Annotated in this window: 26 protein-coding genes and 2 pseudogenes; 9 read left to right on the plus strand and 19 right to left on the minus strand. The window is 61.8% G+C overall.

What is annotated here, in order from left to right; all coding sequences use genetic code 11:
- Positions 1–285 precede the first annotated feature (285 nt).
- Complete coding sequence (locus AACW30_RS14855; RefSeq protein WP_200625156.1) at positions 286–690, plus strand: DUF6896 domain-containing protein; 405 nt, start codon at positions 286–288, stop codon at positions 688–690.
- A gap of 176 nt (positions 691–866) precedes the next feature.
- On the opposite strand, the gene AACW30_RS14860 is transcribed toward AACW30_RS14855, so the two are convergent.
- From AACW30_RS14860 to AACW30_RS14870, 3 genes are all read right to left on the minus strand, one after another.
- A complete protein-coding gene (locus AACW30_RS14860) occupies positions 867–1,232 on the minus strand; it encodes a response regulator (RefSeq protein ID WP_200625159.1) in 366 nt (121 codons plus the stop codon).
- Positions 1,233–1,255: 23 nt separating this feature from the next.
- On the minus strand, positions 1,256–2,695 hold the full coding sequence (locus tag AACW30_RS14865) for an ATPase domain-containing protein (protein WP_119735403.1): 1,440 nt from the start codon (positions 2,693–2,695) through the stop codon (positions 1,256–1,258).
- 407 nt (positions 2,696–3,102) lie between these two features.
- Complete coding sequence (locus AACW30_RS14870; RefSeq protein ID WP_200625166.1) at positions 3,103–4,518, minus strand: purine-cytosine permease family protein; 1,416 nt, start codon at positions 4,516–4,518, stop codon at positions 3,103–3,105.
- Between the two features lie 250 nt (positions 4,519–4,768).
- Between AACW30_RS14870 and AACW30_RS14875 the strand changes: the two genes are divergently transcribed.
- A complete protein-coding gene (locus AACW30_RS14875) occupies positions 4,769–5,680 on the plus strand; it encodes a LysR substrate-binding domain-containing protein (RefSeq protein ID WP_124417115.1) in 912 nt (303 codons plus the stop codon).
- Here the strand turns inward: AACW30_RS14875 and AACW30_RS14880 are convergent.
- Genes AACW30_RS14880 through AACW30_RS14890 form a run of 3 tightly spaced genes read right to left on the minus strand, consistent with a single transcriptional unit; the run spans position 5,677 to position 8,928 of the window.
- The gene (locus AACW30_RS14880) at positions 5,677–6,606 is read right to left on the minus strand and encodes a PfkB family carbohydrate kinase (RefSeq protein WP_200625168.1); all 930 of its coding nucleotides are present in this window, start codon (positions 6,604–6,606) and stop codon (positions 5,677–5,679) included. The two genes, AACW30_RS14875 and AACW30_RS14880, sit on opposite strands and share 4 nt — an antisense overlap.
- On the minus strand, positions 6,596–7,582 hold the full coding sequence (locus tag AACW30_RS14885) for a dihydrodipicolinate synthase family protein (protein WP_200625169.1): 987 nt from the start codon (positions 7,580–7,582) through the stop codon (positions 6,596–6,598). The genes AACW30_RS14880 and AACW30_RS14885 overlap by 11 nt, the downstream gene beginning before the upstream one ends.
- A gap of 23 nt (positions 7,583–7,605) precedes the next feature.
- Positions 7,606–8,928, minus strand: coding sequence for an MFS transporter (locus tag AACW30_RS14890; protein WP_200625170.1), 1,323 nt, complete (start codon positions 8,926–8,928; stop codon positions 7,606–7,608).
- 305 nt (positions 8,929–9,233) lie between these two features.
- Here AACW30_RS14890 and AACW30_RS14895 point away from each other — a divergent pair, with 305 nt between their 5' ends.
- Positions 9,234–10,325, plus strand: a complete 1,092-nt coding sequence (locus AACW30_RS14895) for a LacI family DNA-binding transcriptional regulator (RefSeq protein ID WP_200625171.1) — start codon at positions 9,234–9,236, stop codon at positions 10,323–10,325.
- A gap of 59 nt (positions 10,326–10,384) precedes the next feature.
- On the opposite strand, the gene argE is transcribed toward AACW30_RS14895, so the two are convergent.
- Genes argE through AACW30_RS14915 form a run of 4 tightly spaced genes read right to left on the minus strand, consistent with a single transcriptional unit; the run spans position 10,385 to position 13,980 of the window.
- A complete protein-coding gene (gene argE / locus AACW30_RS14900; RefSeq protein ID WP_200625172.1) occupies positions 10,385–11,530 on the minus strand; it encodes an acetylornithine deacetylase in 1,146 nt (381 codons plus the stop codon).
- Positions 11,527–12,204 (minus strand): DUF1028 domain-containing protein, encoded by a 678-nt coding sequence (locus AACW30_RS14905; RefSeq protein ID WP_106580167.1) that lies wholly within the window; start codon positions 12,202–12,204, stop codon positions 11,527–11,529. The genes argE and AACW30_RS14905 overlap by 4 nt, the downstream gene beginning before the upstream one ends.
- A gap of 10 nt (positions 12,205–12,214) precedes the next feature.
- On the minus strand, positions 12,215–12,625 hold the full coding sequence (locus AACW30_RS14910) for a RidA family protein (RefSeq protein WP_010171793.1): 411 nt from the start codon (positions 12,623–12,625) through the stop codon (positions 12,215–12,217).
- Positions 12,626–12,648: 23 nt separating this feature from the next.
- Positions 12,649–13,980, minus strand: a complete 1,332-nt coding sequence (locus tag AACW30_RS14915) for a flavin-containing monooxygenase (RefSeq protein WP_442793540.1) — start codon at positions 13,978–13,980, stop codon at positions 12,649–12,651.
- A gap of 217 nt (positions 13,981–14,197) precedes the next feature.
- Here AACW30_RS14915 and AACW30_RS14920 point away from each other — a divergent pair, with 217 nt between their 5' ends.
- Positions 14,198–14,632 (plus strand): GNAT family N-acetyltransferase, encoded by a 435-nt coding sequence (locus AACW30_RS14920; protein ID WP_169366443.1) that lies wholly within the window; start codon positions 14,198–14,200, stop codon positions 14,630–14,632.
- Here the strand turns inward: AACW30_RS14920 and AACW30_RS14925 are convergent.
- Entirely contained in the window at positions 14,629–15,231 is a 603-nt protein-coding gene (locus AACW30_RS14925) for a LuxR C-terminal-related transcriptional regulator (RefSeq protein WP_106580164.1), read from the minus strand. The genes AACW30_RS14920 and AACW30_RS14925 overlap by 4 nt on opposite strands.
- Before the next feature lie 114 nt (positions 15,232–15,345).
- Between AACW30_RS14925 and AACW30_RS14930 the strand changes: the two genes are divergently transcribed.
- Positions 15,346–16,959, plus strand: coding sequence for an ATP-binding response regulator (locus AACW30_RS14930; protein WP_200625175.1), 1,614 nt, complete (start codon positions 15,346–15,348; stop codon positions 16,957–16,959).
- Here the strand turns inward: AACW30_RS14930 and AACW30_RS14935 are convergent.
- The gene (locus AACW30_RS14935; RefSeq protein ID WP_200625176.1) at positions 16,949–17,275 is read right to left on the minus strand and encodes a hypothetical protein; all 327 of its coding nucleotides are present in this window, start codon (positions 17,273–17,275) and stop codon (positions 16,949–16,951) included. The genes AACW30_RS14930 and AACW30_RS14935 overlap by 11 nt on opposite strands.
- Before the next feature lie 176 nt (positions 17,276–17,451).
- On the opposite strand from AACW30_RS14935, the gene AACW30_RS14940 reads away from it, so the two are divergent.
- The gene (locus tag AACW30_RS14940; protein WP_169366445.1) at positions 17,452–17,934 is read left to right on the plus strand and encodes a GNAT family N-acetyltransferase; all 483 of its coding nucleotides are present in this window, start codon (positions 17,452–17,454) and stop codon (positions 17,932–17,934) included.
- A 111-nt stretch (positions 17,935–18,045) separates the two neighbouring features.
- Here AACW30_RS14940 and AACW30_RS14945 read toward each other — a convergent pair whose 3' ends face one another.
- Entirely contained in the window at positions 18,046–18,564 is a 519-nt protein-coding gene (locus AACW30_RS14945) for an HIT family protein (RefSeq protein WP_200625178.1), read from the minus strand.
- Positions 18,565–18,730: 166 nt separating this feature from the next.
- Between AACW30_RS14945 and AACW30_RS14950 the strand changes: the two are divergent.
- Positions 18,731–18,988 (plus strand): annotated as a pseudogene (locus AACW30_RS14950) (cation:dicarboxylate symporter family transporter); the annotation flags it as partial.
- A 55-nt stretch (positions 18,989–19,043) separates the two neighbouring features.
- Here AACW30_RS14950 and AACW30_RS14955 read toward each other — a convergent pair.
- The 3 genes from AACW30_RS14955 to AACW30_RS14965 form a co-directional block, all read right to left on the minus strand.
- Positions 19,044–20,666: an argininosuccinate lyase gene (locus AACW30_RS14955; protein ID WP_200625179.1), complete on the minus strand. Its 1,623-nt coding sequence runs from the start codon at positions 20,664–20,666 to the stop codon at positions 19,044–19,046.
- A 427-nt stretch (positions 20,667–21,093) separates the two neighbouring features.
- On the minus strand, positions 21,094–21,561 hold the full coding sequence (locus AACW30_RS14960) for a copper chaperone PCu(A)C (RefSeq protein WP_106580154.1): 468 nt from the start codon (positions 21,559–21,561) through the stop codon (positions 21,094–21,096).
- Positions 21,561–22,169, minus strand: a complete 609-nt coding sequence (locus tag AACW30_RS14965) for an SCO family protein (RefSeq protein ID WP_119735385.1) — start codon at positions 22,167–22,169, stop codon at positions 21,561–21,563. Before AACW30_RS14965 ends, AACW30_RS14960 begins: the two co-directional genes overlap by 1 nt.
- Before the next feature lie 179 nt (positions 22,170–22,348).
- Between AACW30_RS14965 and AACW30_RS14970 the strand changes: the two genes are divergently transcribed.
- A complete protein-coding gene (locus AACW30_RS14970; RefSeq protein WP_119735384.1) occupies positions 22,349–22,732 on the plus strand; it encodes a DUF2946 domain-containing protein in 384 nt (127 codons plus the stop codon).
- Between the two features lie 62 nt (positions 22,733–22,794).
- A complete protein-coding gene (locus AACW30_RS14975) occupies positions 22,795–23,340 on the plus strand; it encodes a putative natural product biosynthesis protein (RefSeq protein ID WP_200625180.1) in 546 nt (181 codons plus the stop codon).
- A 91-nt stretch (positions 23,341–23,431) separates the two neighbouring features.
- Here the strand turns inward: AACW30_RS14975 and AACW30_RS14980 are convergent, their stop codons facing one another.
- From AACW30_RS14980 to AACW30_RS14990, 3 genes and pseudogenes are all read right to left on the minus strand, one after another.
- The gene (locus AACW30_RS14980; protein ID WP_200625181.1) at positions 23,432–23,728 is read right to left on the minus strand and encodes a hypothetical protein; all 297 of its coding nucleotides are present in this window, start codon (positions 23,726–23,728) and stop codon (positions 23,432–23,434) included.
- Positions 23,729–23,787: 59 nt separating this feature from the next.
- Positions 23,788–23,898 (minus strand): annotated as a pseudogene (locus AACW30_RS31550) (KGG domain-containing protein); the annotation flags it as partial.
- 170 nt (positions 23,899–24,068) lie between these two features.
- Positions 24,069–24,545, minus strand: coding sequence for a hemerythrin domain-containing protein (locus AACW30_RS14990; RefSeq protein ID WP_106580148.1), 477 nt, complete (start codon positions 24,543–24,545; stop codon positions 24,069–24,071).
- Positions 24,546–24,597 lie beyond the last annotated feature (52 nt).

Below are 24,597 nucleotides of genomic sequence, written 5' to 3' on the forward strand. Positions count from 1 at the left end.
CGCTGCGCATGGAGCTTATTGAAGAAAGTCTCTCAGCGCGGCCTGATGATTGCCGGTATCGATCAGGGAAAATGGAAGTACTGTGATGGGTGAAAATGTCGTCGAGCTAATTGAACAGGTTTGTTACCTGCAGATGCCCTGATGATCGATGAGTGTGAAGTCAAACTTGAACAGTGCGGGCGCGGTTCACACCCTGAACGCACGGGGTTGCTATCGAGCGCCAACATTATCGGACGGGCCAGCTATTTTTCTGGCCATCACGGACATCTATAACAGTGGGACGGTATGAATAATCAACTCGCCATTTTGATCAGCGACTACCAGGCAAGTGTCGGCGTCGCGGTGGCCATGATGCAGCGGTCTGGCATCCCGCTGCCCGCGACGAATGTGGATTGGGTGGTAAATGACATTCCTCAGCACGGCGAGCTTGAAGGCGGCGTTCGTTACTTCAAGCACGGCTACGGCTGCGCGGTCAGCCTCCCCACAGGCACGGTGGACTTCGACTTTGGGGCCCATGGTGAGATCGATGGTTTCGACGTGTGGCGACTTGCTGATTTTGCCGGTGACAAGTTGTCGGCGTACGGTTTTGCTGATGAGGATGCACTCAAAAAGCGCTTTGAGGCAGAGGTGGCGGCCGGTGCTCTTATGTATTGCGGGTACATCCTTTACTACTTGGCGGATGCCACCTGACAACTCATGTCGACACAGTCCGTTCGAAGTTCTCAGACCAAGCGCCGGTCGACGCAAGGCAGGCTTCACCTGGCCCGCCGCGGGTGGTTCTACGCCGCTCATAACCTTGCAGTGCGAGGGGGCGGCTTCAGTTAAAGGCCACTGGGCGGGCAAATACGTTCAATTACCCACCCGCCTCATGCCTCAGAGGACAACAGCTTCCTGACCTCGGCAATGATCAAATCGATATTGAAGGGCTTTGGCAGCACAACATCAAACAAGTCCGATCGCTGCATGCCAATGTGCGCCTGAGCGCCGCTCATCAAAATGATCGGTAAATGATTGCCTGCGGGAAGGGCGCGGACAGCGGTGGCGAACTCCTGGCCGTCCATGATCGGCATCATGAAGTCGGTGATGATCAGGGCAGGGCGTTCTCTGTCCAGCACCTCGAGTGCTTTTCGACCATTGCTGGCCGTTACCACCATGAACCCCTCATCCTCCAGCGCGAAGCTGAGAATATCAGCGATCAAATACTCGTCGTCGACGACCAGAATGGTGGTCATGTTAGTTCAACCCACTCGAAAGCTTAAGAAATTGAACCAGGTGATGACTCAGTGATGACTGAAGGTTCATGACTTGAAGCCTTTCTCAGAAAAACATTTTGATCTTGGATGACGACCTCGAATCGAGAGGGGTCATAAGCGCTATCTCGTACCTTAAGAATGGATAACGTCCTGCTTAGTTCATCGCGATTCTCAGAGAACCGCATCAGCATCAGGTTATCGACGATGCTGGACAGGTCGGAACTGGGTGCGCTGACCTCGGAGCCAAACAAATCGCGCATTTCCCAGGATGCAAAAACCGTAACGCCCCTGGACCGCAACTCGTTCATCAGAGCACTGAAGAAGTCGGTAATGCGCGCCGGGTTTGTCGAGACTCGCGTCATGCCACTGAGGCTGTCGATGAACAGGCGCTTGATGCCCTTTTCCTCAACGATGCTCAGCAATCGTGCTCCCAGCCCATCCAGCAGGCCTTCGGTGGTTGGCTGCCAGGCAATACTCAGCGCGCCGCTGTCTTCCATGGCTTTGATATCGATACCCAGTGACTGGCCTTTGAGCCGCAACCGTTGTGGGCTTTCGTAAAAGCCAAAATGCAGCCCTGGCATATCCACTGTCGACTCGGACAGAAATTTCAGACCCAGGGTCGTTTTACCAATCCCGGAGGGCCCTATGACCAGAGACACACTGGAACTGTAAAGGCCTCCGCCCAATATGCCGTCCAGTGATCCGACGCCACTGGCAATGCGCGTCATGTCGGCGCTGTCCGGGGCGGACGGGTGGCTGTAAAGACTTTCGAGGCGAGGGTAAACCACCAAGCCATGGTCGGTGATTTCGCACTCATGAAGACCGGTCATTGCTCCGCTGCCGCGGGTTTTACGCAGTTGGATGCGACGTGCCGAGCGAGTGCCATACAGCTCTTCGCCCATCTCGATGACGCCATCTACCATGGTGTGCTCAGGGCTTCCGTCATCAAGTCGGGAGCTGGTAAGAAACAGCACCGTGCAACCGGCGAAAGCGGCGTGCCCTTGCAATTCTGAAATGAATTTTTTCGTGTCTATGGGCGAATCGGCTTTAGAACGCGCGTTGAGCAGCCCGTCTACTACCATCACGGTGGCTTTTTGGCGGCTTATCTCACGCCGAAGCAGCTTGACTACTTCATCCAGCCCGTCGTTTTCCAGCGTGTCAAAGGCGCTGACAAATTGAATTTCGGCACCGACTTTGGATGAATCAAAAAAGCTCAACGTAGAAAGAAATTGAAAAAGACGGTCATGTGACTCTGCCAGCAGCGTGGCGACCAGAACCCGGCCCCCATTATTCGCATGATGGAACCCCAGCTGGTTGGCAAGGATCGTTTTTCCAGACCCTGGGCGTCCTTGAATAATATATGAAGCACCCTCGACCAATCCGCCCTTGAGCAGAGCATCGAGCCCTTCTATTCCGCTTTGAAGGCGTTTTAGCTTTTCCACAATGCGACCCTGATCCGAAAAACAATCTGTTTAAACCAAGCTACTGGGTGGAATGCTACTCCATTTCGGCTCGGGAGCCATTAGGGTTAAATGGAAAGTTGTCGCGCAAGTCGCCGTTGTTATGTCGCAAGAACCCCTCACGAGTGGCAACTTATGGCCCAAAGCAGACTAAGCAGCGCGCTACGTTTCAGCGGCTTTGTCAGACTAAGCCAGCCCTCGAATCGAACTTGGGTCATTATTGGCCACAACACGTCAACGGGCTGATCAAACGCCACGCACGTGCGCGCGTGCACAGCCTTCACGCGCGTAACCGCAGCCCAAACGAAAAAAACCACCCATACCGCAGCTGCAAAGCCACGATAGGGATGGTTCCACCCATTACTCTAAGAATACTTCAGCCTTTTACCTCAAATGCCACCCACCAACTTGCCCCCGTCCATGCGTCGCTTATACGCACTGTCGCGACTTGCCAACCAGAAATACAACGGCGACGTCACCACCAACCCCACCACCCAGGACAAATCCGCGCCATTGATGTGTTCGGAAATCGGCCCTACATACAGCGGCGTATTCATAAACGGAATCTGCACTGCAATCCCGATGGCATACGCCAGCAGCGCCTGTGGGTTGTACTTGCCGTAAATCCCGCCATCCACGCGGAAGATCGAGGCAATGTCGTATTTGCCTTTGTGAATCGCATAGAAGTCGATCAGGTTGATCGCCGTCCACGGCACCAGTACCACCAGCAGCACCAGCACCATGTCGACAAAGTGGCCGATAAAGTCTTTGGAGGCGAACACCGCCGCAATCGCGCAGGCGGCGAGGACGAGAATCGAGATCACCGCACGGCTTTTGGCGGTAGGAATCCAGCGATACGCAAAGGTCTGCACCAAGGTGATGATCGACAGCACCGCGCCGTAGAGGTTAAGGGCGTTGTGGCTGATCACGCTGAGCAAAAACAGCACCAGCATCAGTGGGCCGATGGCGCCGGTGGCGAGTTTGGCGGCGTCCATGGTGTCCATGCCGACCGGGGTGGCGAGCACGGCGACGGCGCCGAAGATGAAGGCCAGGCTGGAGCCAAGGACAGAGCCCAGGTAGGTGGTCCAGAACGTCGACGCCACGCGGACGTCGGCTGGCAGGTACCGCGAATAATCCGACACGTAAGGTGCGAAGGCGATTTGCCACAGCGCCGCGAGGGACACGGTGGCCAGCCAGCCGGAAATGTTGAAGCTGCCGCGGGTCAGAAAATCCGTGGTCTGCACATGGGTGAAGATATAGCCGAAGCCCAGCACGATGCCGGCGCCGAGCACCCAGGTGCCGATGCGGTTGAGCACGTGGATGAAGCGGTAGCCGATGATGCCGATGATCCCGGAACCGATCGCGCCGATGACGATGCCGACCGGCACGGGCACGCTGTCGACCACGCCGTGCAGGGATTTACCGGCCAGCACGATGTTGGAGGCGAAGAAACCGATGTACATGACGCCGGCGATCACCACCACCAGCAGGGCGCCGAGCGAGCCGAACTGGGCGCGGCTCTGGATCATTTGCGGGATGCCCATTTGCGGGCCTTGGGCTGAGTGCAACGCCATCAGCACGCCGCCGACCAGGTGGCCGACGAGGATGGCGACGATGCCCCACACCAGGTTCAAGTGGAACAGTTGCACACCCAACGCGCCGGTGACGATGGGCAACGGTGCGATGTTGCCGCCGAACCACAGGGTGAACAGGTCTCTTACCTTTCCGTGGCGATCTTCCGGGGGCACGTATCCAATCGTGTGTTTTTCGATAAGCGGGGCGGAGGATGTTGCAGTGGTAACCATGACGAGCTCCAAGGCAAGGTGAGTACGTTGACGTACTTCGCTGTGCGACGCGTGGGCGACGCTTTGTTGTTGGAGTGATCATCTGCAATGGGCACAGGGAGGTAAATTAGTAAGTTTGTTGCTATAGACCTTAAAAAAAGTATCTCGCCGGATTTTTTGCTCCGGTATGTTGCAGGGGCTTGAATCAGTGTGAAAAAGCCGATTTTCGCGCACTTGTTTGGGGCGAAGTCCCACGTTTCCGGAGGTCCCGATGGCTGCCTATAACCTGCGCCAGCTCAGATATTTTGTTACCACAGCCGAGTGCGGCAGCGTCGCCGAGGCCTCGCGCAAGCTGTATATCGCGCAGCCGTCGGTCTCCACCGCGATCAAGCAACTGGAAGACAGCTTTGGCGTGCAGTTGTTTATCCGCCATCACGCTCAGGGCGTTTCACTCACGCCCAGCGGCGCACGGTTTTATCGCAAGGCGCTGGAGCTGTTGCGGGTGGCCCATGAGTTCGAGCAGAACGCCTTGGCCGACAACGATGTGGTGGCGGGGCAGATCGATATTGGCTGCTTTGAAACGGTGGCGCCCTTGTACCTGCCGCGTTTGATCGCGGGCTTCAAGGCGCTGTGGCCGGGAGTGGAAATCCGTATTCGTGATGGCGAGCAGCAAGAACTGGTGCAGGCGCTGACGGCGGGCAGTATCGATGTGGCGATGCTGTTCGAGCATGACCTGGGCGGCACGATTGAAACCACGCCGCTGATGCCGCCGCAACAGCCGTATGCCTTGCTGCCGGCGGATCACCGTTTTGCGCAGCAGGCCAGGGTATCGCTGGCGGACTTGGTGCTGGAGCCCATGATCTTGCTGGATGTGCTGCCGAGCCGCACCTACTTCGTGAGCATCTTTGAAGAGCGCGGGCTGACACCCAATATCGTGTTCAGCTCGCCGTCGATCGAGATGGTGCGGGGCATGGTGGGCAGGGGGTTCGGGTTTTCGATCCTGGTGACCAAGCCGTTTACCGAATACACCTACGATGGCCAGAAGGTGGTGTGTGTACCGTTGGCAGAGACGGTGACCGGCTCAGGGCTTTCGGCAGTCTGGCTGCGTCGCGCGCCGCTGACCAAGCCGGTGCAACTGTTCGTCGACTACTGCCGCGAAGAGCTCGCGCGGCTGCTGGGTTAGCACGGCGACATTTCTGCGCCCAGGCGCGCGACCAATTGTGCCAGGGTCGGCGCGCCCCGGTGGCCGCCAAACACTTCGCATTTGATCGCGGCGGCAACGCTCGCGGCGCGCACGCGCTCGGCCAGCGTCCAGCCATGCGCCAGGCCGTACGCATAGGTGCCATGCCAGACATCCCCGGCGTTGAGCGTGTCGATTGCGCGAATGTGGGGTGTCGTGAAGTGTTGCACCGCAGTGCTCGCCGCTTCGCGCTGCCAGATCAGCGAGCCGCGTTCGCCCAGGGTGACGCCGATCACCTTGGCTTCGCAGCGCGACGCCAGGGCCAACAACGCCTCTTCGGGCGGGACGTTGCCAGCCAGCAACTGCAAGGCCGGTTCGGAAAACAGCACATGATCTGCCAGGGGGATCAGCGCGTTAAGGTCTTGCACGGCGGCGACGTCGGCATCCAGTAGGGTCGGCACGCCCAGCCGCCGGGCGGCGCTGAAAGCTGCGTGAGCCCCTTGCAGCCAGCGCATGTCGGCCATTACCGCCGCCGCGCCAGCGATGTCGTCGAGGGGCAGCCAGGCGGCGTCGGCTTCCAGTGTGGGGTCGATGAACGGCACGACGAGCCGCTCGCCGTCACGGTCCACCAGGATGGTCGAGAACGGCGTGCGCCCGCCAGGCACCTGGCGAATCCATGCGGTGCAGACGCCGGACTGGCTCAGGTCATCGATGAGCATTGTGCCGGTGGCGTCGTCGCCGATACGCGCCCACAGGGCAACCGGGCCACCCAGGCGCGCAATGCTTACCGCTGCGGCGGTGGCCATGCCTGACGCGGCCTGGACCGCCTGGCGGGGGAGAATCTTGGTACCGCGCGACGGGATGTGATCCACGCTGAAGATGGTGTCCCACAGCGCGCAACCCACGCAGATGACACGGTTATCCGCCATGGCGCGGTTCTCCCGGCAGTGTCGCCTGCAGGGTATCGAGCGCGCGGATTCTGGCGCGAAAGTGTTCGGTACCCGCGACGATTTTATCGAGCACGGCGTCCAGGGCCCAATGGCGTTCGCGCACGTCGTAGTCGATCACCCGGCAACGTATGGACGCGAAGGTGCCGATCCGCTGGTGGTAGATTTTTGCCAGGGCCGGGTAGCCCATGCCTTCTGTGGTGGCCGCCAGCACCAGAAAGGTCGCGAGCTCTTGCGCCAGTGGCGGGTGTTGTGCGCCATGCAGGCGCAGCCACTGATACAGGTCGGGGTGGAAGTTGGTAAACACGCCATTGAAGCCTGCGGCCCCGGCTTGCAGGGCGTCCCAGGCGATCGCCGCATTGGCGTTGAGAATGCGCAGCGACGAGCCCTGCGCCAAGGCAACGCGCCGCTTGACCACTTGCAGGTCGCAGCTCACGTCCTTGAGCATGATAAAACGCTGGCTGTCGATGCAGGCCTGCAGCTCCTCGTCACTGAGCAAGCGACGGTAGGGCGCCGGGCACTCGTAGAGGCCCAAGGGCACGTCAACGGGCAGGCGTTCGAGCAGGGTGTGCAGGTTATCGAGAAACACCTTGCTGCCCTGGCGTTGCGGGTCAAGGTGGTTGGTCACCAGCACCACCGCGTCGGCGCCACTGGCGGCCATCGCATTAAGCTCGTGCACTTGGATCTCGAGGCAGTCGCTGATATGGCCGGACACCGCCACCGGCACTCGCCCGGCCACTCGCTCAACCACATGCCGGGCAAGTTGCGTGCGCTCATCGAGGCTCAGCCATTGCATCTCACTGGACTGCGCCACTGCGAACAACGCGTCGCAGCCAAGGCCCAGGTACCACTCGATCAAGCGGTCGACGCCGGGGAAGTCGATGTGGCCAGTCTCGTCAAAGGGCGTGAGCATCACCGGCACGATGCCTTCGATGACAGGTTGGGCAGGGCGGGGCATAGCGGCGTCCTCTGGATGAATGTTCATGGGTGAGCCGCCACGGCGGTGACCGCGCGGGCTGGCGGGGTGTCGGGGATGGGGTGGCGTACCAGGAACAGGTACGACAGGGCGCCGAGCATGGCGATGGCGGCGCCGGTCAGCAGTGCGGGCACGAACGACCAGGTCTGGGCGATGTAGCCGGTCATGATCGGCGCGAGTGCGCCGCCCAGGAAGCCGCCGAAGTTCTGGATCGCCCCCAGTGAGGCCACGCGATTGGCCGGCGCGACGGCGGTGGCCAAAGACCAGGCGCACGCCGAGGACGCGTTGGCCAAAAAGATCACCACGCAAATGCAGGCCACGGCGATGACATTGCTCTCTACCAGCGCGGCCGGGATGGTGAAAATCACCATGCCCACCATCGCGACGACCATCGCGTTGCGGCGTCCCAGCACCGCGGTTTCGCTGCGCCTGGTGATGCGGTCGGACACCCAGCCGGCGACCAGCGCGCCGATAAACCCGCAGAGGAACGGAATCGCAGCAGCCACGCCGCTCATCTCCAGGCTCATGTGCCGGGCGCTGCGCAGGTAGCCGGGCAGCCAGGTCAGGTAAACCCAGTTCAAGTACACCGAACCCATGAAGCCGAGCATCATGCCCCAGGTTGTCGCGTGGCAGAACAGTGCGCGCCAGTCAGCGAACGTGACCTTGGGGGTGGTGACGTGGGGTTCATCGCTGTACAGGTAGCGACGTTCTTCCTCGGTGAGCGTGTCCTTGACCGGGTCGCGATAGACCACCAACCAGACCACCGCGACCAACAGCCCGGCGGCGCCGGTGAGGTAGAACGCCCAACGCCAGTCGAGTGCCGCGATCAGCGCCGAGAGGCACAGCGGGGCCAGCGCGATACCCAGCGGCGAGGCTGAATTGAAGATGCCGGTGGGCGTGCCGCGTGAGCGCAGTGGGAACCAGTTGCTCACCACCCGCGCGGCAGACGGGAATTGCGGCGACTCGCCGATTCCCAGTAGCACGCGGGCGAGCAAGAACCAGCCGAAGCTCGACATCAGGCCGCCAGCCGCCTGGGCCAGGGACCACAGCACCAGGCCGCCGCCCAGCAACCAGCGTGGCCCGATGCGGTCGACCAGGGCGCCGACGGGCAGTTGGCAAAGCGCATAGCTCCAGGAAAAAGCCGAGAGCAGGATGCCCATTTCGCCCAGCGACAGATCAAGGTCGGCGCGCACGAATTCATTGGCAACGGCCAGCGTGCCGCGGTCCAGGTAGTTGATGATGCCGCTGAGCACCAGCAGGCTGAGGGCAAGGGTTTGCTGGCGCCGAATGCGCGGTGGCGCAACCGGGTGTGCAGGTGTCTGACTCATGATGGATGTCTCTTTTTATTGTTTTTGACAGCGTGCGCTGACCCGGCACGTTGGCCCGGCTTCCCGGCTGACGTGGCAGCACATGGCATTATGTAATCGTTTGTCATCCCGACAAAAATCGTCCCTGGGTGCACTAACCTTTAACGCAGAGTGCCCAATATAAACAACGTATGTTGAAAATGTTTATTTTTGTCTAGCGCTTACATCCTAGATTTTCAGTTTGCTGGCTGTCAACGATTCATTGACTGCGCCGAGGTGCCCGCTTAGGTTGTGCGTAACGCTTACTTTTTGACATGAAGCCACCTATGCCCGCTGCAATCACCACGCCCCGCGACACGCCTCATGCGCCCATTTCCCAGGAACCGGTGCTCGCCGATGTCGCCCGGATCGCCAATGTGTCGACCGCAACGGTTTCGCGCTATTTGAATGAGCCGCAACGCGTCAGTGAGAAAACCCGCGCCAAGGTACGCGCGGCCATCGACCAACTGGACTGGGTGCCCAACGCGGCGGCGCGTTCGTTGGTTTCCAGGCGTTCGTACACCATCGGCGTGATCGTGCCGACCCTGGAACACGAGAAATTTCACCAGCAGTTGCAGGCGTTCCAGAACCGTTTGGGCGCCCAGGGGCTGGCGGTGTTTGTCGCCTGCTCGGCGTATGACCCGGGCGAAGGTTATCGTCAGGCCAGAGGTATGCTGGCGCGTGGCGTCGATGCGCTGGCACTGCTTGGGGATGATTACCCCGATGCGTTATTTGATCAGCTAGATGCCAAAGGCACGCCGTATGTGGTCACCTTTGGCAAGCGCGCCGGTGCGCGGCACCCCTGCGCCGGGTTTGACCATGGGCAGGCCTACGCAATGATTACCCGGCGCCTGCTGGCGTTGGGGCATCAGCGTTTTGGCATCATTTTCCAGTCGGTCACCGACAACGGCCGCATCCAGGCCCGGCTGCAGGCCGTGCACGCCACCCTGGCCGAACAAGGGCTGGCCCTGCGGCCTCAGCATCAGGCCATTCGCGCCCAGAGCCTGAACGAGGGGCGCGTCGCGTTTGCCCGCGCCAGCCTCCAACACATCATGAGCCAACAACCGGCGCCCACTGCGATCATTTGCGGTAACGACATGCTTGCCATTGGCGCATTGCTGGAAGCCCAGGCGCTGGGCATTGCGGTGCCCGACCAATTGTCCATTTGCGGGTTCGACGACATCGAGATCGCGGCCCACAGTCGGCCTGCCTTGACCACCGTTCAGGTGCCCGACCGGCAGATCGGCGAACTGGCCGCGCAGTACCTGATTGATCGTCTCGCCGGGCTTGCCTGTGAGGCGCCGCCGATGCTGGAGGTGCAACTCATTGAGCGCGAGTCGACGGGCGCGGCGCCACGCCAGGATCGAACACACCCTTGACGGTGAGAGGGGACTTGCTCCCCCTCATCGTTGCTGTGCGGGTTTGACAGCCTGGCGGCTCAGGCGCGAATTGAGTCCAGCATCCGTTGCAACATGGCATCGCAGCCTTGCAACTGCGCCACACTGACAAACTCATCCGGCTTGTGCCCCTGGTCCATGCTCCCGGGCCCACACACCACCGTGGGAATACCCACCGCATCAAACAACCCGCCCTCAGTGCCGAACGCCACGGTGCCGAAATCCCGCGAACCGCTGAACGCTGCGATCAGCTGCGCTGCCTGGCTGCGCTCATCGGTCACCAGCCCCGGATACGCCGACAACTCGGTAAACCGAATCGCACTCTGCGCGCTCACCGCCTGCATACGCGGCAGCACCTGCTGATCGGCGTAGGCCCGCAGCGCTGACGCCACGTCGCCTGGGTCCTGCGACGGCAAGGCGCGAATCTCAAAATCAAACCGACAGTCTGCCGGTACGATATTCAGCGCCTTGCCACCCGAGATCATTCCGGTCTGCACCGTGCTGAACGGCGGATCAAAGCGCGGGTCCTGTTGCTCGCGCAGTCGCTGGCCAATCCGCCCCAGCTCACCGATCAACTCGGCGGCATGCTCAATCGCATTCACGCCAGACGGCGCATACGCCGAATGGCAGGCCTCGCCATGTACATCGCAGCGCATCGCCAATTTGCCCTTGTGGCCGAGCACCGGTTTGAGTTCGGTCGGCTCGCCGATGATGCACAGCATCGGCTTCACCGGCCTCTGCTCCAGCACCGCCAGCAAGGAGCGCACGCCCAGGCAGCCGACTTCCTCGTCGTAAGACAGGGCGATGTGCACCGGCAGGCGCAAGTCGGCTTCCACTAACGCCGGCACCAGCGCCAGCACACAGGCGATGTACCCCTTCATATCCGCCGTGCCGCGACCAAACAGCTTGCCGTCGCGCTCGGTCAACTCAAACGCCGGCACGGTCCACGGCTGGCCATCCACCGGCACTACGTCGGTGTGCCCCGACAGCACAATGCCCGGCACCTGCGTCGGGCCGACACTGGCAAACAGGTTGGCCTTGCTGCGCTGCGCGTTGTAGACCAGCTCGCTGGTCACCCCGAATTCGGCCAGGTAGTCGCGCACGAACGCGATCAACTGCAAGTTGGATTCGCGGCTCGTGGTGTCGAAGCCCACCAGCGTCTGTAGCAATTGGCGGCTGGTGCTCATCGCTCGTCCCCGGCCACGCCGTAGCCGGGCGAGCGGTCGGGGGCGAGCGCGCGGTCGATGTAGTCCTGCACTTGTGGGCGGTAGGCGTCCCACAGTTTTTGCAGTTCGCCGATCGGCTGTTCATCGGCCCAGTCCACCCGCAAGTTGATGATCGGCCACGTCAGTTCGCCCACCACCACCAAGGCGGCAGAGTGCACCGGGCCGGCTTCGCCACCGGCGGCGATGGCCGCGTGCATGGCGGCCAGCAGGCGGTCGGCGAGTTGGCCTTCGCCTTGCTCGAAGGCCGTGACCATCGCCTCGATCACCGCGCGGTCAGCGAGCATATTGCCCGCCGCCACGCATTGTTCGCCCGACACCGCGTGGTGCGTACCGAGGGTTTCGCTGCCGCTGAAATGCACGCTGCGGCCCAGGTGATCAATCGCCGTCAGTTGCCGGTACTGGCTGTAGCCGTTGCGGGTCAGGGCCTTGTCGACGGCCTCGGCCGGCGCGAGGCCGTGTTCGAGCAGGTCGAGCACGTCCGGGCCCAGGGCCGGCAGCGTGATGTTCTGGGTCGAGACCGCGCCCACACCGGGCCGCAGCCACGGGCAGCGCGCGCCCACGGCGATACTCGATGAGCTGATGGCGATGCCCAGCTGGCCGGTGTCCGCGCAGCGCGCGACGATTGAAAAGGTCATGTGCGGCTCCTTATTCGGGGATGACGGCGATCACGTCAATTTCCATCAGCCACTGCGGCTGGCCCAGGGCCGACACCACCAACCCGGTGGAAATCGGGAACACGCCTTTGAGCCACTTGCCGACTTCCTGGTACACCGGCTCGCGGTAGCGCGGGTCGATCAGGTAGGTGGTGGTCTTGACGATGTGGCTCAGGTCGGAACCGGCTTCTTCAAGCAGTTGCTTGACGTTGCGCATGGCTTGCTCGGCTTGCGCGCGCGGGTCGCCGAGGCCAACCAGGTTGCCGTCAAAATCAGTGCCCACCTGGCCGCGCACATACACCGTATTGCCGGCGCGCACGGCCTGGCACAGGTCGTTGTCCAGGCTCTGGTTGGGGTAGGTTTCCTTGGTGTTGAACATGCGGATACGCGTGTGAGTAGGCATCAAAAAACTCCAGAAAAAAGTGATCAGGCGCTGACAGGTGAGGGTTGAACAATCGGTGCGGGTTCACGGTACTCAAGGTATTGGCGCTGGATGGCAATGTGGTCGGCCACGTACTTGGCGTCATGCCAAACGCCCCAGATAAAGGACGAGCCACGGCGCGATTGCCAAGGCAAACCGAGGAAGTAAATCCCCGACTCGGGGGCCACGCCGCGCTGGTGCTGCGGCCTGCCGGCGGCGTCAAAGGCATCGACCTTCAGCCAGCTGTAATCCACGGCAAAGCCGGTGGCCCAGATGATCGAGGTGATACCGGCCTCTGCCAGGTCCAGTTCCAGGATCGGGTGCTTGATGCATTCGGCGTCGGGAAACACGCGGCGTGCTTCGGGTTCCATCGGCAGGTCGAGGCCATTGCGCTCGATGTAGGCATCTGCCGCGTCCAGCAGGGCCAGGTAGTTCTCATCGCCTCGTTTCAGGTTGTCCACCAAATTCGCCTGGAAGGTGGCGGTGCTGCCGTTGAAGGATTGAGTCAGGCCGACGAGGGTCATGCCTTGCTGGGCCAGCTCGCGAAAATCGATGGTCTTGCCGCCGTGGGCGCCGCTCACTGCAATGGTCACGTGCTCGCGGCCTGGCTTCATCGCGGCTTGATCCCATTCGCCCAACACGCCCAGCCACCAGCAGAAATCGCGGTTGCGGTAGGCACGCGGCGGGCGGTCGTGGGCGCCGACCGACAGGTACACTTGGCGGCCGCAGCGCTGCAATTCATCGGCGATCTGCACGCCGGACGAGCCGGCACCCACGACCAGCACGGCGCCGGCGGGCAGTTGCGCAGGGTTGCGATAGTCGGCGGAATGGATCTGGTGCAGCGCGGTGTCTTTGGGCGCAATTGCTGGAATCACCGGTTTCTGGAACGGCCCGGTGGCCGCGACGACGCGGTTGGCTTCGATGACGCCTTCGCTGGTGTGCACGGTAAAGCCCGGGCGGCCGACATTGCGCACCACAGAGGTCACCTCCACGCCGGTGCGGATCGGCGCGTTGAATTTGCGCGCATAGGCTTCAAAGTAATCGGCCACGCGCTCTTTAGGCGCGAAACCATCGGCGGCGACGTCATCGAATTCAAGGCCTGGAAAACGGTCATGCCAGGCCGGCCCATTGGCCACCAACGAATCCCACCGCCCGGTGCGCCAGCGCTCGGCGATGCGGCTGCGCTCCAGCACCAGGTGCGGCACACCGTGCTTGCTCAGGTGTTCGCTCATGGCCACGCCAGCCTGACCGGCTCCCACAACCAGGGTGTCTGTTTTTGTTATTGCTTGCGTCATGTGTCTGTCCTTGCGTAATGCAGTTGGATTCAGCTTGGGCATGGCGTCAAGGCTAGGGGGAGGGCGATTTTTAATAAAATATTATTAAGCTGGGAACAGAGCATAAATATCGGATGCAGAGCGGCTGACCCGATCGCGCTGAATGGCGCAGAACCGATGTGGCAGCGAGCTTGCCCGCGCATGGGGGATTTCAGTCAATATAGCTTTCACTGAGCCATCGCCTTCGCGAGCAAGCCCGCTCCCACATTGGACAGACGCCATGCCTACGATCCGTGTAATGACCCCCGCCGACTACGACGCCGTCCTCGCCCTGATGCAAAACACCCCGGGCATTTCCCTGCGCGACGCCGATTCACGCGAGGCCACCGAGCGCTACCTGGCGCGCAACCCCGAGATGAGTTTTGTCGCCCACGCCGCCGGCCGGGTGATCGCCTGCGTGATGTGCGGCCATGATGGCCGGCGTGGCTATCTGCAACACCTGCTGGTGCTGCCGGACTATCGCCGCCAAGGCATCGCCCAGGCACTGGTCGAGCGCTGCCTCGGTGCGCTGGAGCAACTGGGCATCGGCAAATGCCACCTCGATGTATTCAAGACCAACACCCATGCCGCCGCGTATTGGCAAGGGCAGGGCTGGACGCTGCGAACGGACATCGACCGTTATTCCTTCACGCGCCCCGGCAACGAAAACGCCTAGCGCTCGGCGCAGTACTTGACGGCCGCTGCCGCGCGCGAGGGCACCTTCAAGCTGCGCAGCAGCGACGACACGTGAATGCGCACGGTGAATGGCGAGATCGCCAGGGCTTTGGCGATTTCCTTGTTGGTCTTGCCTTGGGCGATCAGGCGCAGCACCTCTTGCTGGCGCGCGGTGAGGGTGGGGGTGCCCAGGGGCAGCAGGCCGGAGGGCGCGAACTTGACCAGCACTTCGCCGTCGCGAATCGCCAGAAGCGCCTGGCCGATTTCGTCCGGGGTGATGTTCTTGCCGATAAACCCGTCGGCACCCAGCGCCATGACCTGCTCGATCAGCGCCGGGTCATCCACCATCGACACCACGATCAAGGTGCTGCGCCGCAAGTGCTGGCGCAGCTCGGCCAGCTGGCTCATGCAGGTCAGGCCGGGAAAGCGCAGGTCGAGGATCAGTGTGTCGATATCGCTGCCGTCGCGGGTCAATGCGTGCACCGCGTCCAGGTCGCCGGCCTCTTGCACCACGGCCTCGGGCAGCAGGCGCTGCACGGTGCGCAGCATGCCTTCGCGAAACATCGGGTGGTCGTCGGCTATGATGATCCGGCCGGTCATGGTGTGCTCCTTCCTGGGGCAAGCGAGTGCTGTGCCATGCTACTTTAGCACCGCGCCACAGGGACGCTTCTGGCGCGTTCCGGACAGATCGATTGCCGCACAAGGACGTCATCCATGAGTCATGAGACCCACTCCGAACTCGATCAGGCCAACCTGCGCATCGTGGTGGCCGCCATCGCGATTATCTACATCGGCGCGCTGGGGTTCTTTCCCGGTCAGTCGGTGGACACCTACGTGCCGGTGATCCTGTACATCGTTGCGTTCCTGCTGGCCTCCATCGCGCTGCGCCAGGTCATCGCGCGCTGGCCCGGGCATTACCCGACGCGGCGGGTGCTGGGCATGATCCACGACTACACCGGCACCTCGTTCGGGCTGGTGGTGGGCGGTGAAGCGGCATTGCCGCTGTATGCCGTGATGGTGTGGGTCAACCTGGGCAACGGCATGCGCTACGGCTCGCGCTACCTGGCGATTGCCACGGGGCTGGCGTTGCTCGCGCTGCTGATCGTGTACCGGCTGACGCCCCTGTGGCAGGCGCAACCGTTCATGGTGCTGATGCTGATGATCACCAGCACGGTGATCCCGGTGTACGCGCATATTTTGCTCGAGCGCACGCGCAAGGCGTCCGAAGAAGCCATCGCGGCCAACCTGGAAAAATCGCGGTTTCTGGCCCAGGCCAGTCACGACCTGCGCCAGCCGATCCACTCCATCGGGCTGTTTACGGCGTGTTTGCGTGAGGCAAAGCTTGGGCATGACGAGCAGCGGTTGGTGGACAATATCGACCGCTCGCTGCTCAACGTGTCGCAGCTGTTCCGTTCGATTCTCGACCTCTACACCCTCGACAACGGCAGGCTGTTGCCCAAATACCAAGTGATTCACCTGGGCGAATTCCTCGCCGACCTGGTGCACCAGCACGCCGAGGCGGCGCATTGGGCCGGGGTGCAACTGCGCCTGCGGCCGTGTGCGTATTGGGTGCAGGTCGACCCCGCGATGTTGGCGACGATGGTGCAAAACCTGCTCTCCAATTGCTTCAAATATGGCGCGCAGCGGCCAGTACTTATCGGCGCGCGCCTTCGCAACGGCGGCGTGTCGCTTCAGGTGCACGACCAGGGGCGGGGCATTGCCGAGGAGCATCAGGCGAAGGTCTTCGAAGAGTTCTATCGGGTACGCCAGCTGCGTGACAAGGACGTCGAAGGCGTGGGCCTGGGGCTGTCCATCGTCAAGCGACTGGGGCAGTTGATGGGCGTGCACGTGAGCCTGCGTTCTCGGCTGGGCCATGGCACCTCCGTGAGCCTGTACGGCCTGGCACTGGCGACGGCGCCGCGCCAACCGGCGGCGCGAGACGACCCGCGCCAGGCCGGCTTGCTGACGGGTCTGAAAGTTTGCCTGGTGGAAGATGACCACAACGTGCTGTTGGCCACCCAGGCCTTGCTGGAGCGCTGGGGCTGCGAGGTGCAGGCCGAATCCAGCGGGCAGGGCCTGGTCAGCGACTGCGACATCATCGTCGCCGACTATGACCTGGGCAACCACGCCACCGGCATCGAGTGCATCGATGCCCTGCGCCAGCAACGCGGCTGGGCGGTGCCGGCGCTGATCCTGACCGGGCACGACGTGGAAAAAATCCAGGCTGCCCTGCACGACCGCAAGATCGCGATTTTGTCCAAACCGGTGCGGCCTGCAGAACTACGCGGCACGCTGCGTGACCTCAGCCAGCCAACCGTCATTGCATGAACGGTGCGGCCTGACCGCCTTTGGGCATGCACCAGGCGCTGGGTTTCATCAGGCCAAAGCTGGCCACGGTGAACAAGCCGCCGCTGGCACCGCTGGGCACGGTGCAGTTGTAATCACCAGACGCGGTGCTGGCGATGTAGTAGGTGGTCATGGAGTCATTGCGCACGTTGGAGATACGCTTGACCGGCTCACCGAGGTTGGTTTCCGACAGCGTCTTGAGATGGTCTTCATTGGGCTTGACGTTGCTGCAACCGGCAACACCGATAATCAGGGCGCCAAGCAGGGTGAGACGGGTAACGCAGGCGTGCAGGTTCATGAGGGTTCTTCCTTGGGATTGTCAGGGTTTTTCCAGCGCGCAAGGCACCCTCGCGCAACAGGCGTGCGGTGCCGGGGGGAGCGTTGGAAGTGCTGTGGAATATAGCGCCGCCGGGCAAAAGGGTCGATTAGCACAAGTGTACTAATGGCACGTTGAGGTCATGGACGGAGAGAAGCATGCTGCAGATTAAACGCGCCACCCAAGCGGACGCCCAGGCGGCGTTCGACATTCGCCTGTTGGCCATCCGCAGCCAATGCATCGGCGCCTACAGCCGCGAACAGATGCTGCTGTGGACCCGCGGCCGCGCCGAAGACGGCTACAGCGCGCTGATGGACAAGCCGTTTTACCTGGGCTGGGTGAATGGCGAGCCCGTGGTCACCGGGATGCTCGACCCGGATAACCACGAAGTGGGCGCGCTGTTTGTGCTCCCTGAATTTGCCGGACGCGGGTATGGCAAGGCAATGCTTGATCACTTGGAAAACCTCGCACGGGCACTGGCCATTGAGCACGTCGTGCTGGATTCGACGCTCAACGCGGCGAGCTTCTACAGAGCGTGCGGTTATGCGGGCGACAAACAAGCGGTGTATCACTCGCCGTCGGGGCTGACACTGGCGTGTATACCGATGACCAAGCGACTGGTTGCCGAGGACGCGAACTAGCTCCGGCTAACACCAATGATCGCTGTGGGAGCTGTCGAGCCCCGGCGAGGCTGCGAAAGCGGTGGTTCAGGCAACAATTATTTCGGCAGTGCCGCCGCCTTCGCAGCCTCGCTAAAGCTCGACAGCTCCCACAGGGGGTTGGGGGTGGGCTTGAAGGGCCGTGCGCAGTCGCTCGATCACCTGTTTAACCGAGTCCCCCTGAACCGCCGGCGGCGTTGGGCTTTCGCCGAACTCGCGCCACACAAACAGCGTCAACTCGGCCCCGTCGGTCAGCGTCTGCGCTGGCTCCTGGGTGCCAAAACGTTGCAGCACGCGGTATCGCGGGTCCTGCCAAAACGCCTGCTCGACCCAGTCGTACACCGGGATGAAGTGAAAGTGCAGCGGGAAGCCGGGCATGTGCCCGTAGCGGCTGATGTACAGCCATTTGGGCTGCAGCTGCGCCTCGATCACCCGTTGGGTTTTAGCCAGCAAGCCCCCCAGCTCAGCCAGCGCGGCTTCCGGCATGTCGGCGAGCGAGTCGATTGGCGACTTAGCACCCAGCATCAGGTAGCCCGGCAGCTTTGACGCCAGGTGATGATTGAGCCGCCAGTGCTCGGTTTCGTGAAGGATGAAAGCGGGGTCGATCGGCATAAGCACGCGTCCATGAGAGCCGGGCGGGCAGGATAACAAGCGCGAGCTCCTGTATCCCACAAAAGCCGGTGATCTGTGTCTACCGCTGCGCGTGGCGGGCGGATAGGGTCGAGCCACGTTAAATAATGACCGAGCCCACCATGGAACTGACCGCCGTCCCGTTTGCCTGCTGGCGTGCCTGATCACCTCGTTAAGTTCGACCAGCGTGGCAGGTTCGGCGCTGTTCACCTTGATCGCGACCTTGAACATCCTGCAATGGGTGCCGCTGGAAGCGGTGGGATTATTGCTGGGAGTGGAGCGGTTGATGAAATGCCGCTCGCTGACCAATGTGCTGGGCAACTGTGTGGCATGCCTGGCGATATGCCGGTGGCAGAAGTCGATAGATCCTGAGATGTTGCGCCGGCAAATGGCGATTTCAAACTGAACCCGGCGCAAAAAGGTGGAAGCGAGCAAGCCCGCTCTCACCTTTGGAATGCGCTTCAACCGTTGGTGTTGGCCAGTTTGTCGAACGCCGTGTCGAGGTTTTCTTCGGCGCCTTTGAGCTTCTCACGTCGCTCCTTGAGCCACTGCTGATCCCCCTCCAACGTCTTGCGCGCCTCCACCAGCATGCGCTTGACCTCCTGCGGTTGCGGGCCGCCGGTGCCTTTGCGCGTCTGCACCATGGTGGTCGGCGACAGCGCGGCTCGCAAGCCCGCTTCATCCAGCGGCAAGGTGTTGGGTGTCCACTTGTACGTGTCCGCCGCCTGCCTATACAGCTTCTGCGCATCGGCGTAGGCGAAGGTCTTCGGCGTGGTGCCGTTGCTGCGCGCTTGGGTGACGATCAACGAGGCAAAGCTGTGACCGATGCGGAACGGCACCTTGTATTGGCGCTCCAGGGTGTCGGCCAGCTCCATCGAGGTGGTCCATTCCGATTCGAGTTCTTCCAGCGCGCGCTGCGGGTTGATCTGCAGGGCGTCGAGTACCGCGTCCATGGCCTCGAACATTTCGGTGGTCGAGCGGAACACGCCGAGCGAGTCGAAGGCAAACTTGTAATCGGTCATGCCCGTGGTGACGTTGTGCGCGCGCAGCGTCACGGCCTGGGCCAGGCCGACCACGTCCGAGGCGCTTTCACGTGCACGCATCAGCAAGCCCGGGTTGCGTTTTTGCGGCATGGCGCTGCTGGTGTAGGTGGCTTCTTCATCGAGCAACAACCACGGGCGGATCTGGTGGTACTGGGTGTGAATGTCGCCAATCATCGCGCCCACGCGAATTGCCGAGGATGACGCCAGGTTGGCCGCCTCGATGGGGATGTCGTAGGTCGAGACCTGGCTCGAATCCAGCGAGTTCTCGCGCACCCCATCAAAGCCCAGCAGTTCAGCCAGGCGCTCGCGGTTCAGCGGGTAAGCCGAGTTTGCCAGCACCGCAGTGCCCATCGGGCTCTGGTTCAAGCGGGCGTACAGCTCGCGGATGCGCTGGCCATCGCGGTCGAAGGCGGCTTCAAACGCCAGCAGGTAATGCGCGTAACTGATGGGCATGGCCTGCACGCCGTTGGTGTAGGCGGGCACCAGGGTGTCGACGTTCTTGTCGGCAATGTCGAGCAGGCGCAGGCGGGTGGCGTTCAGTGCCTCGCTGTAGGCCAGCACCTGGCTGCGCAGGGCGGCCAGGCGGTAGGTGGCGAGCATGTCCTGGCGGCTACGGCCGGAGTGAATCAATGAGGCTTCAGGGCCGATCTTGTCGGTCATGATTTTTTCCAACTGCAGCACATCGCTGGGGCGCTTGCCGCCGGGCTGGTCGGCCTGGGCAATGGCGTAACGCACGCCACCGGCGATCTTCTGGCCCATGGCCGGCGCCACGATGCCTTCTTCGGTGAGCATTACGACCGAGGCTTTGTTGATGCGGTTCAGCCAGGCGAATTGAGTCTGGGTCGGGTCGCCCTTGGCGTTGTGCCCGGTTTGCGCGCTGTCGGGCGTGGCACCGACTTTGGCCGCCTGGGCCGCGCATTGTTCGGTGGTGGCGCAGGGCAGTTCGCCGGTGTTGGCCGCCTGGGCGCCGACGCTGTGGAACAGGGCGAAGGCCACAGCCAGGTGAAGCAGACTTTTGAGGGCGCGGGGAGATGTGTTCACAGAGGTACCCGATTATTGTTGGAATGATGAGCCGTCGAACGCGGTAAGGCGCGCGCGTCAACATCAGGCTATCGGGTCTGTTTGTAGATTGAAAATATATAGAAAGTGTTGAGGGCAGAGCTTTTGGATATGGCGTTGGCGTGGGCTGGGAAGGGCTTGTTGTGTTGGGCTAGCTTATCGTGGCGAGCGGCTTTGGGGTGGCGAACGGGCCTGTTGTGGCGAGCGGGCTTGCCCCGCGTTGGGGCGCGAAGCGGCCCTGAAACCAGGCGCCGCGTTATTGCTGATGGATTGCGGTGGATTGACTGGGGCCGCTGCGCAGCCCAACGCGGGGCAAGCCCGCTCGCCACGCTAAGTCCGCCATCCACCACAAGCCGCTTGCCACGCCAAGCCGGCTCGTTGCAAGAGGCGCGGCTCGCCACGAGGTGGCTTAGTGCATCGTGCTGTGGTCCATACCGTCCAGCCCACGGGCTGGCGCTTTGACTTCAATCGACTGTTTCTCGCCTTTGGCGTTCTCCACCGTCAGCGTCAGCGGCACTTGGTCGCCTTCCTTGATTTGCCCGGTCAGGCCCATCAGCATCACGTGGTAACCATTGGGGTCGAGCTTGACCGCCTTGCCCGCAGGCAGGGCGACCGAGTCCACCGGGCCCATGCGCATCACGTCGTCTTTCATGCTCATCTCATGGATCTGCACGTCCTTGGCCACCGGCGACGCCACGCTGAGCAGTTTGCTGTCGCTGTCGGCGGTGACGGTCATGAACGCGCCGCTGGACGGCTGGCCCGGCACAGAGGCGCGAACCCACGCGTCGGTCACCAGCACCTGGGCACTGGCGTGCGCCGCAAGGCCCAGCAGGGACAGGCCGATCAGGGTGCGCTTGAGGTGTTGAACAGCAGTCATTAGCAGACCTCCATGACGGTGAGCAGGTCTTCTGCGCACTCTTTAGCGGTAAGGGATGCCGACAGGCCCAGGCGCAGGTTGCCGCGGGTGTCGAAGACGAAACTGGTGGCCGTGTGCGACAGGGTGTAGGTGTCGCCGGCGGGGATCTTTTCATAAAAGATCCCGAACTCCTTGGCGGCCACGGCGATTTCTTCCGGGGTGCCGTAGAGCGCTTCAAAGCTTGGGTCGAAGGCCTTGACGTACTTGTCGAGAATCGCCGGGGTGTCGCGCTCGGGGTCGAGGGTGATGAACACCACTTGCATGATCTCGCCGTCGCGGCCCATCAGCTTCTTGGCCTGGGCGGCGCGGGCCAGAGTGGTCGGGCACACGGCGGGGCACTGGGTAAAGCCGAAGAACACTACCGGCATCAGGCCACGAAACGAGCTCAGGGTGACGGTTTCACCGTCGGTGTTCTTGAGCTTGAAGGTGCGGCCCATGATCTTGTCACTGAGGTCCTTGCCGTACTTGAAGTTCAGCTTGGGGCTGTAATCACAGCCGCCCAGCAGGCTGCCCAGGCCCAACAGGCCCATACCGGTCAGCACTTTGCGGCGGGTGAATAACGTACTCATCAACTGTGCATCCTGTGAAACGCCTGGATGACTCTGCAACGGCATAGCAGGCTTTGAAAAGGAGTAATGATGCGGGCGCACAGTCTACCAACCCAGGCCAGCCCACGTAATCTGCGACGTTCTGCCACAGGGCGCGCCGTGCTTCATCCCTTTGGCGCTTCAGTGGTAGAGTCGCCGCCATGAAATTGAGCCACCCCGACCGTTCGCTGATCGCCTGGGCCCTGTACTTCTGCGTGCTGATGAACCTGTTCGTCTGCGGTTTGGGCCATGGGCAGATGCTTGGCGAGCAGCTCAACGGCATTGGCGGTGCGTTCTGCTCGGTGGACGGCAGCCAGGCGCCACTTTCCGACAAAGGGTTGGGTAACCCGTCTTCTGGCAACATCTCGAACTACTTTGCCTGCCCGGTATGCGCTGCCGTCACCGTGGCCATCGTGTTCCTCATCGGGCTGGCCTGGCTGTTGGGGCTCGGACACGCCCCACGTCCTGCCCATGAGCGGCGCAACAAGGCGCCGCCGCGTTATTCCTGGCCCTCGGCCAACCCTCGCGCTTCCCCCGCATTCTGACGTGTGCCTTGGGTCTCCTGTGTTCAGGAGGCGTTCTATCGTCACGACTGTGAGTGTATTTGATGATCTCTGTATTGCCTGCAGGCGCCAGTCGCCTGGTCAGCAAGGCATCTCGGCGTATGCGCGCCGAACCGACGCTGCCTGATTACCCGAGCAATTCGCGCTGCTTCGTGCACCTGGATGCGCGTTTATTACCGTATTGGCACAGCTTGTTCGACATTTGCCCGGCCTTGCTCAAGCTGGATCCTCCGGAAGGGTTGAACCTGTTTCGCAGTTTCATGACCTGGGCCTATCACAACCAGCCGCCGCTGGATTGGACGTACCACCTCAACGTCTGCCGCTGGCTGCTCGCCTCGGGGTATCGATCACAGATTGACGAGGAGCCCATCGAGGCTTTCATGGCGGCCGCGGCGGCGCGCTGGATCACTACCGATCAAAGCCAGGCGCAGGGCGTGGTTCTGGGGTGGCGAGGGGCGAGGATTTTCGATTGGAAGGGCAGTGGGTTGGAAGGCGTCGAACATCAGCCATTGCCAGCGCCGCTGGATGACTTTGGCTGGTGCCCGTTGAACCGTCAGGGTGATTTCAGCGGTTGGTTGCCGGTGCCCTGAGTTCCTGGGAGGTCGCGGCTGGTCCCAGGCCACGCCGTGGCCTCGGCAGCAAGGTAGGTGGCGAGGCGTTTCACCTGGCCCTTGTGAGTGGCTAGTTGCTGCTGCCGCTGCGCGGCGTCTTTTTCTGGGTTTTTTTCGCGTCGGGTTGCTTGTGTGAAGTCCCGCTCGTCGAGGCCTTCTCTTTGGGTGGCGTTTCCGTTTTTTTGTCGCTGTCGGAAGGGCTGCTCGGATAGGTGCCTGGCGGCAGAGCAGAACCTGCTGCGCTGTTACCGCTCAGTGAATTCGCGGCGGGGGCGACGGCATCGCCAAAGGCGGCGAAAGCAGGGCTTGCCAGCAGCGCTGAGACGCCGACGACGACCAACATCCTGTGGGAAATACTGGTCTTCATGACTCAATCCCCTTGCGTGGGCCGAAGCCCGGGAAACCCGGGCCCCGGTGGTGCTTCAATCAAGACTTCTTGGCGCCGCCGCCGGAGCTGTGGGCTCCGCCTTTTTTGCCGGCTTCAGAAGCTTTTTCACGGTCGTTGGCAAAATTGCCGCCGGAGCCTTGACCGCCACTTTTCTTGGCCGTGTCTGGCTTGGCTTTACCGCCTGCACCTGTCGTGGTTTTTCCGCTGGTAGCCATTTCAAAATCCCTCTTCAATGAATGAATCAACGGTGTCGCCTAATTGGGAATGCGTAATCGAAATCAAAGTTTGAAATAGTTCGTGGTCATGCGACGAACGGGCATCAGGCGGCGATCGGCTTGGCGCCCTGGGCTTTCTTGTGCGCAGCTTTCATCGCTTCCATTTCTGCGCCAAGGGCTTCGAGCACGGTCTTGCCCAACAGCTTCTTGGCCTGCGGGAACATCTCGGATTCCTCTTCTTCGATGTGGTGCTCCAACAGTTCCTTGACCACTTTGACGCGCCCGGAAAACTCAGTGGTGGACGGCTCGGTCTGTTTCAGGTCGGGCAGCACCAGGGCATCGACGGTGCGGTGCTCTTCCTTGGCTTCGTGGTACATGATGTCCTGCTCTTTACCGCCAGCCTTGCGGAAGGCCGGGTAAAGGATCTCTTCCTCGAGTCGGGTGTGCAGGCTGATTTCCATCTCGAGTTTGGCCAGCAATTCAGTGCGTTTCTTGACGCCACGCTCGGTGGACTCGCTCAGTTGGGTCAGCAGCGCTTTGACGCGTTCGTGGTCAGCCTTGAGAAGGTCGATTGCATTCATGGTGAAACCTCACGGATAGCATTCGGGCGTGTCGAAGTGCACGCCTCGTGCC

This window comes from Pseudomonas sp. MF6747 (genome assembly GCF_963890955.1).
GTDB lineage: Bacteria > Pseudomonadota > Gammaproteobacteria > Pseudomonadales > Pseudomonadaceae > Aquipseudomonas.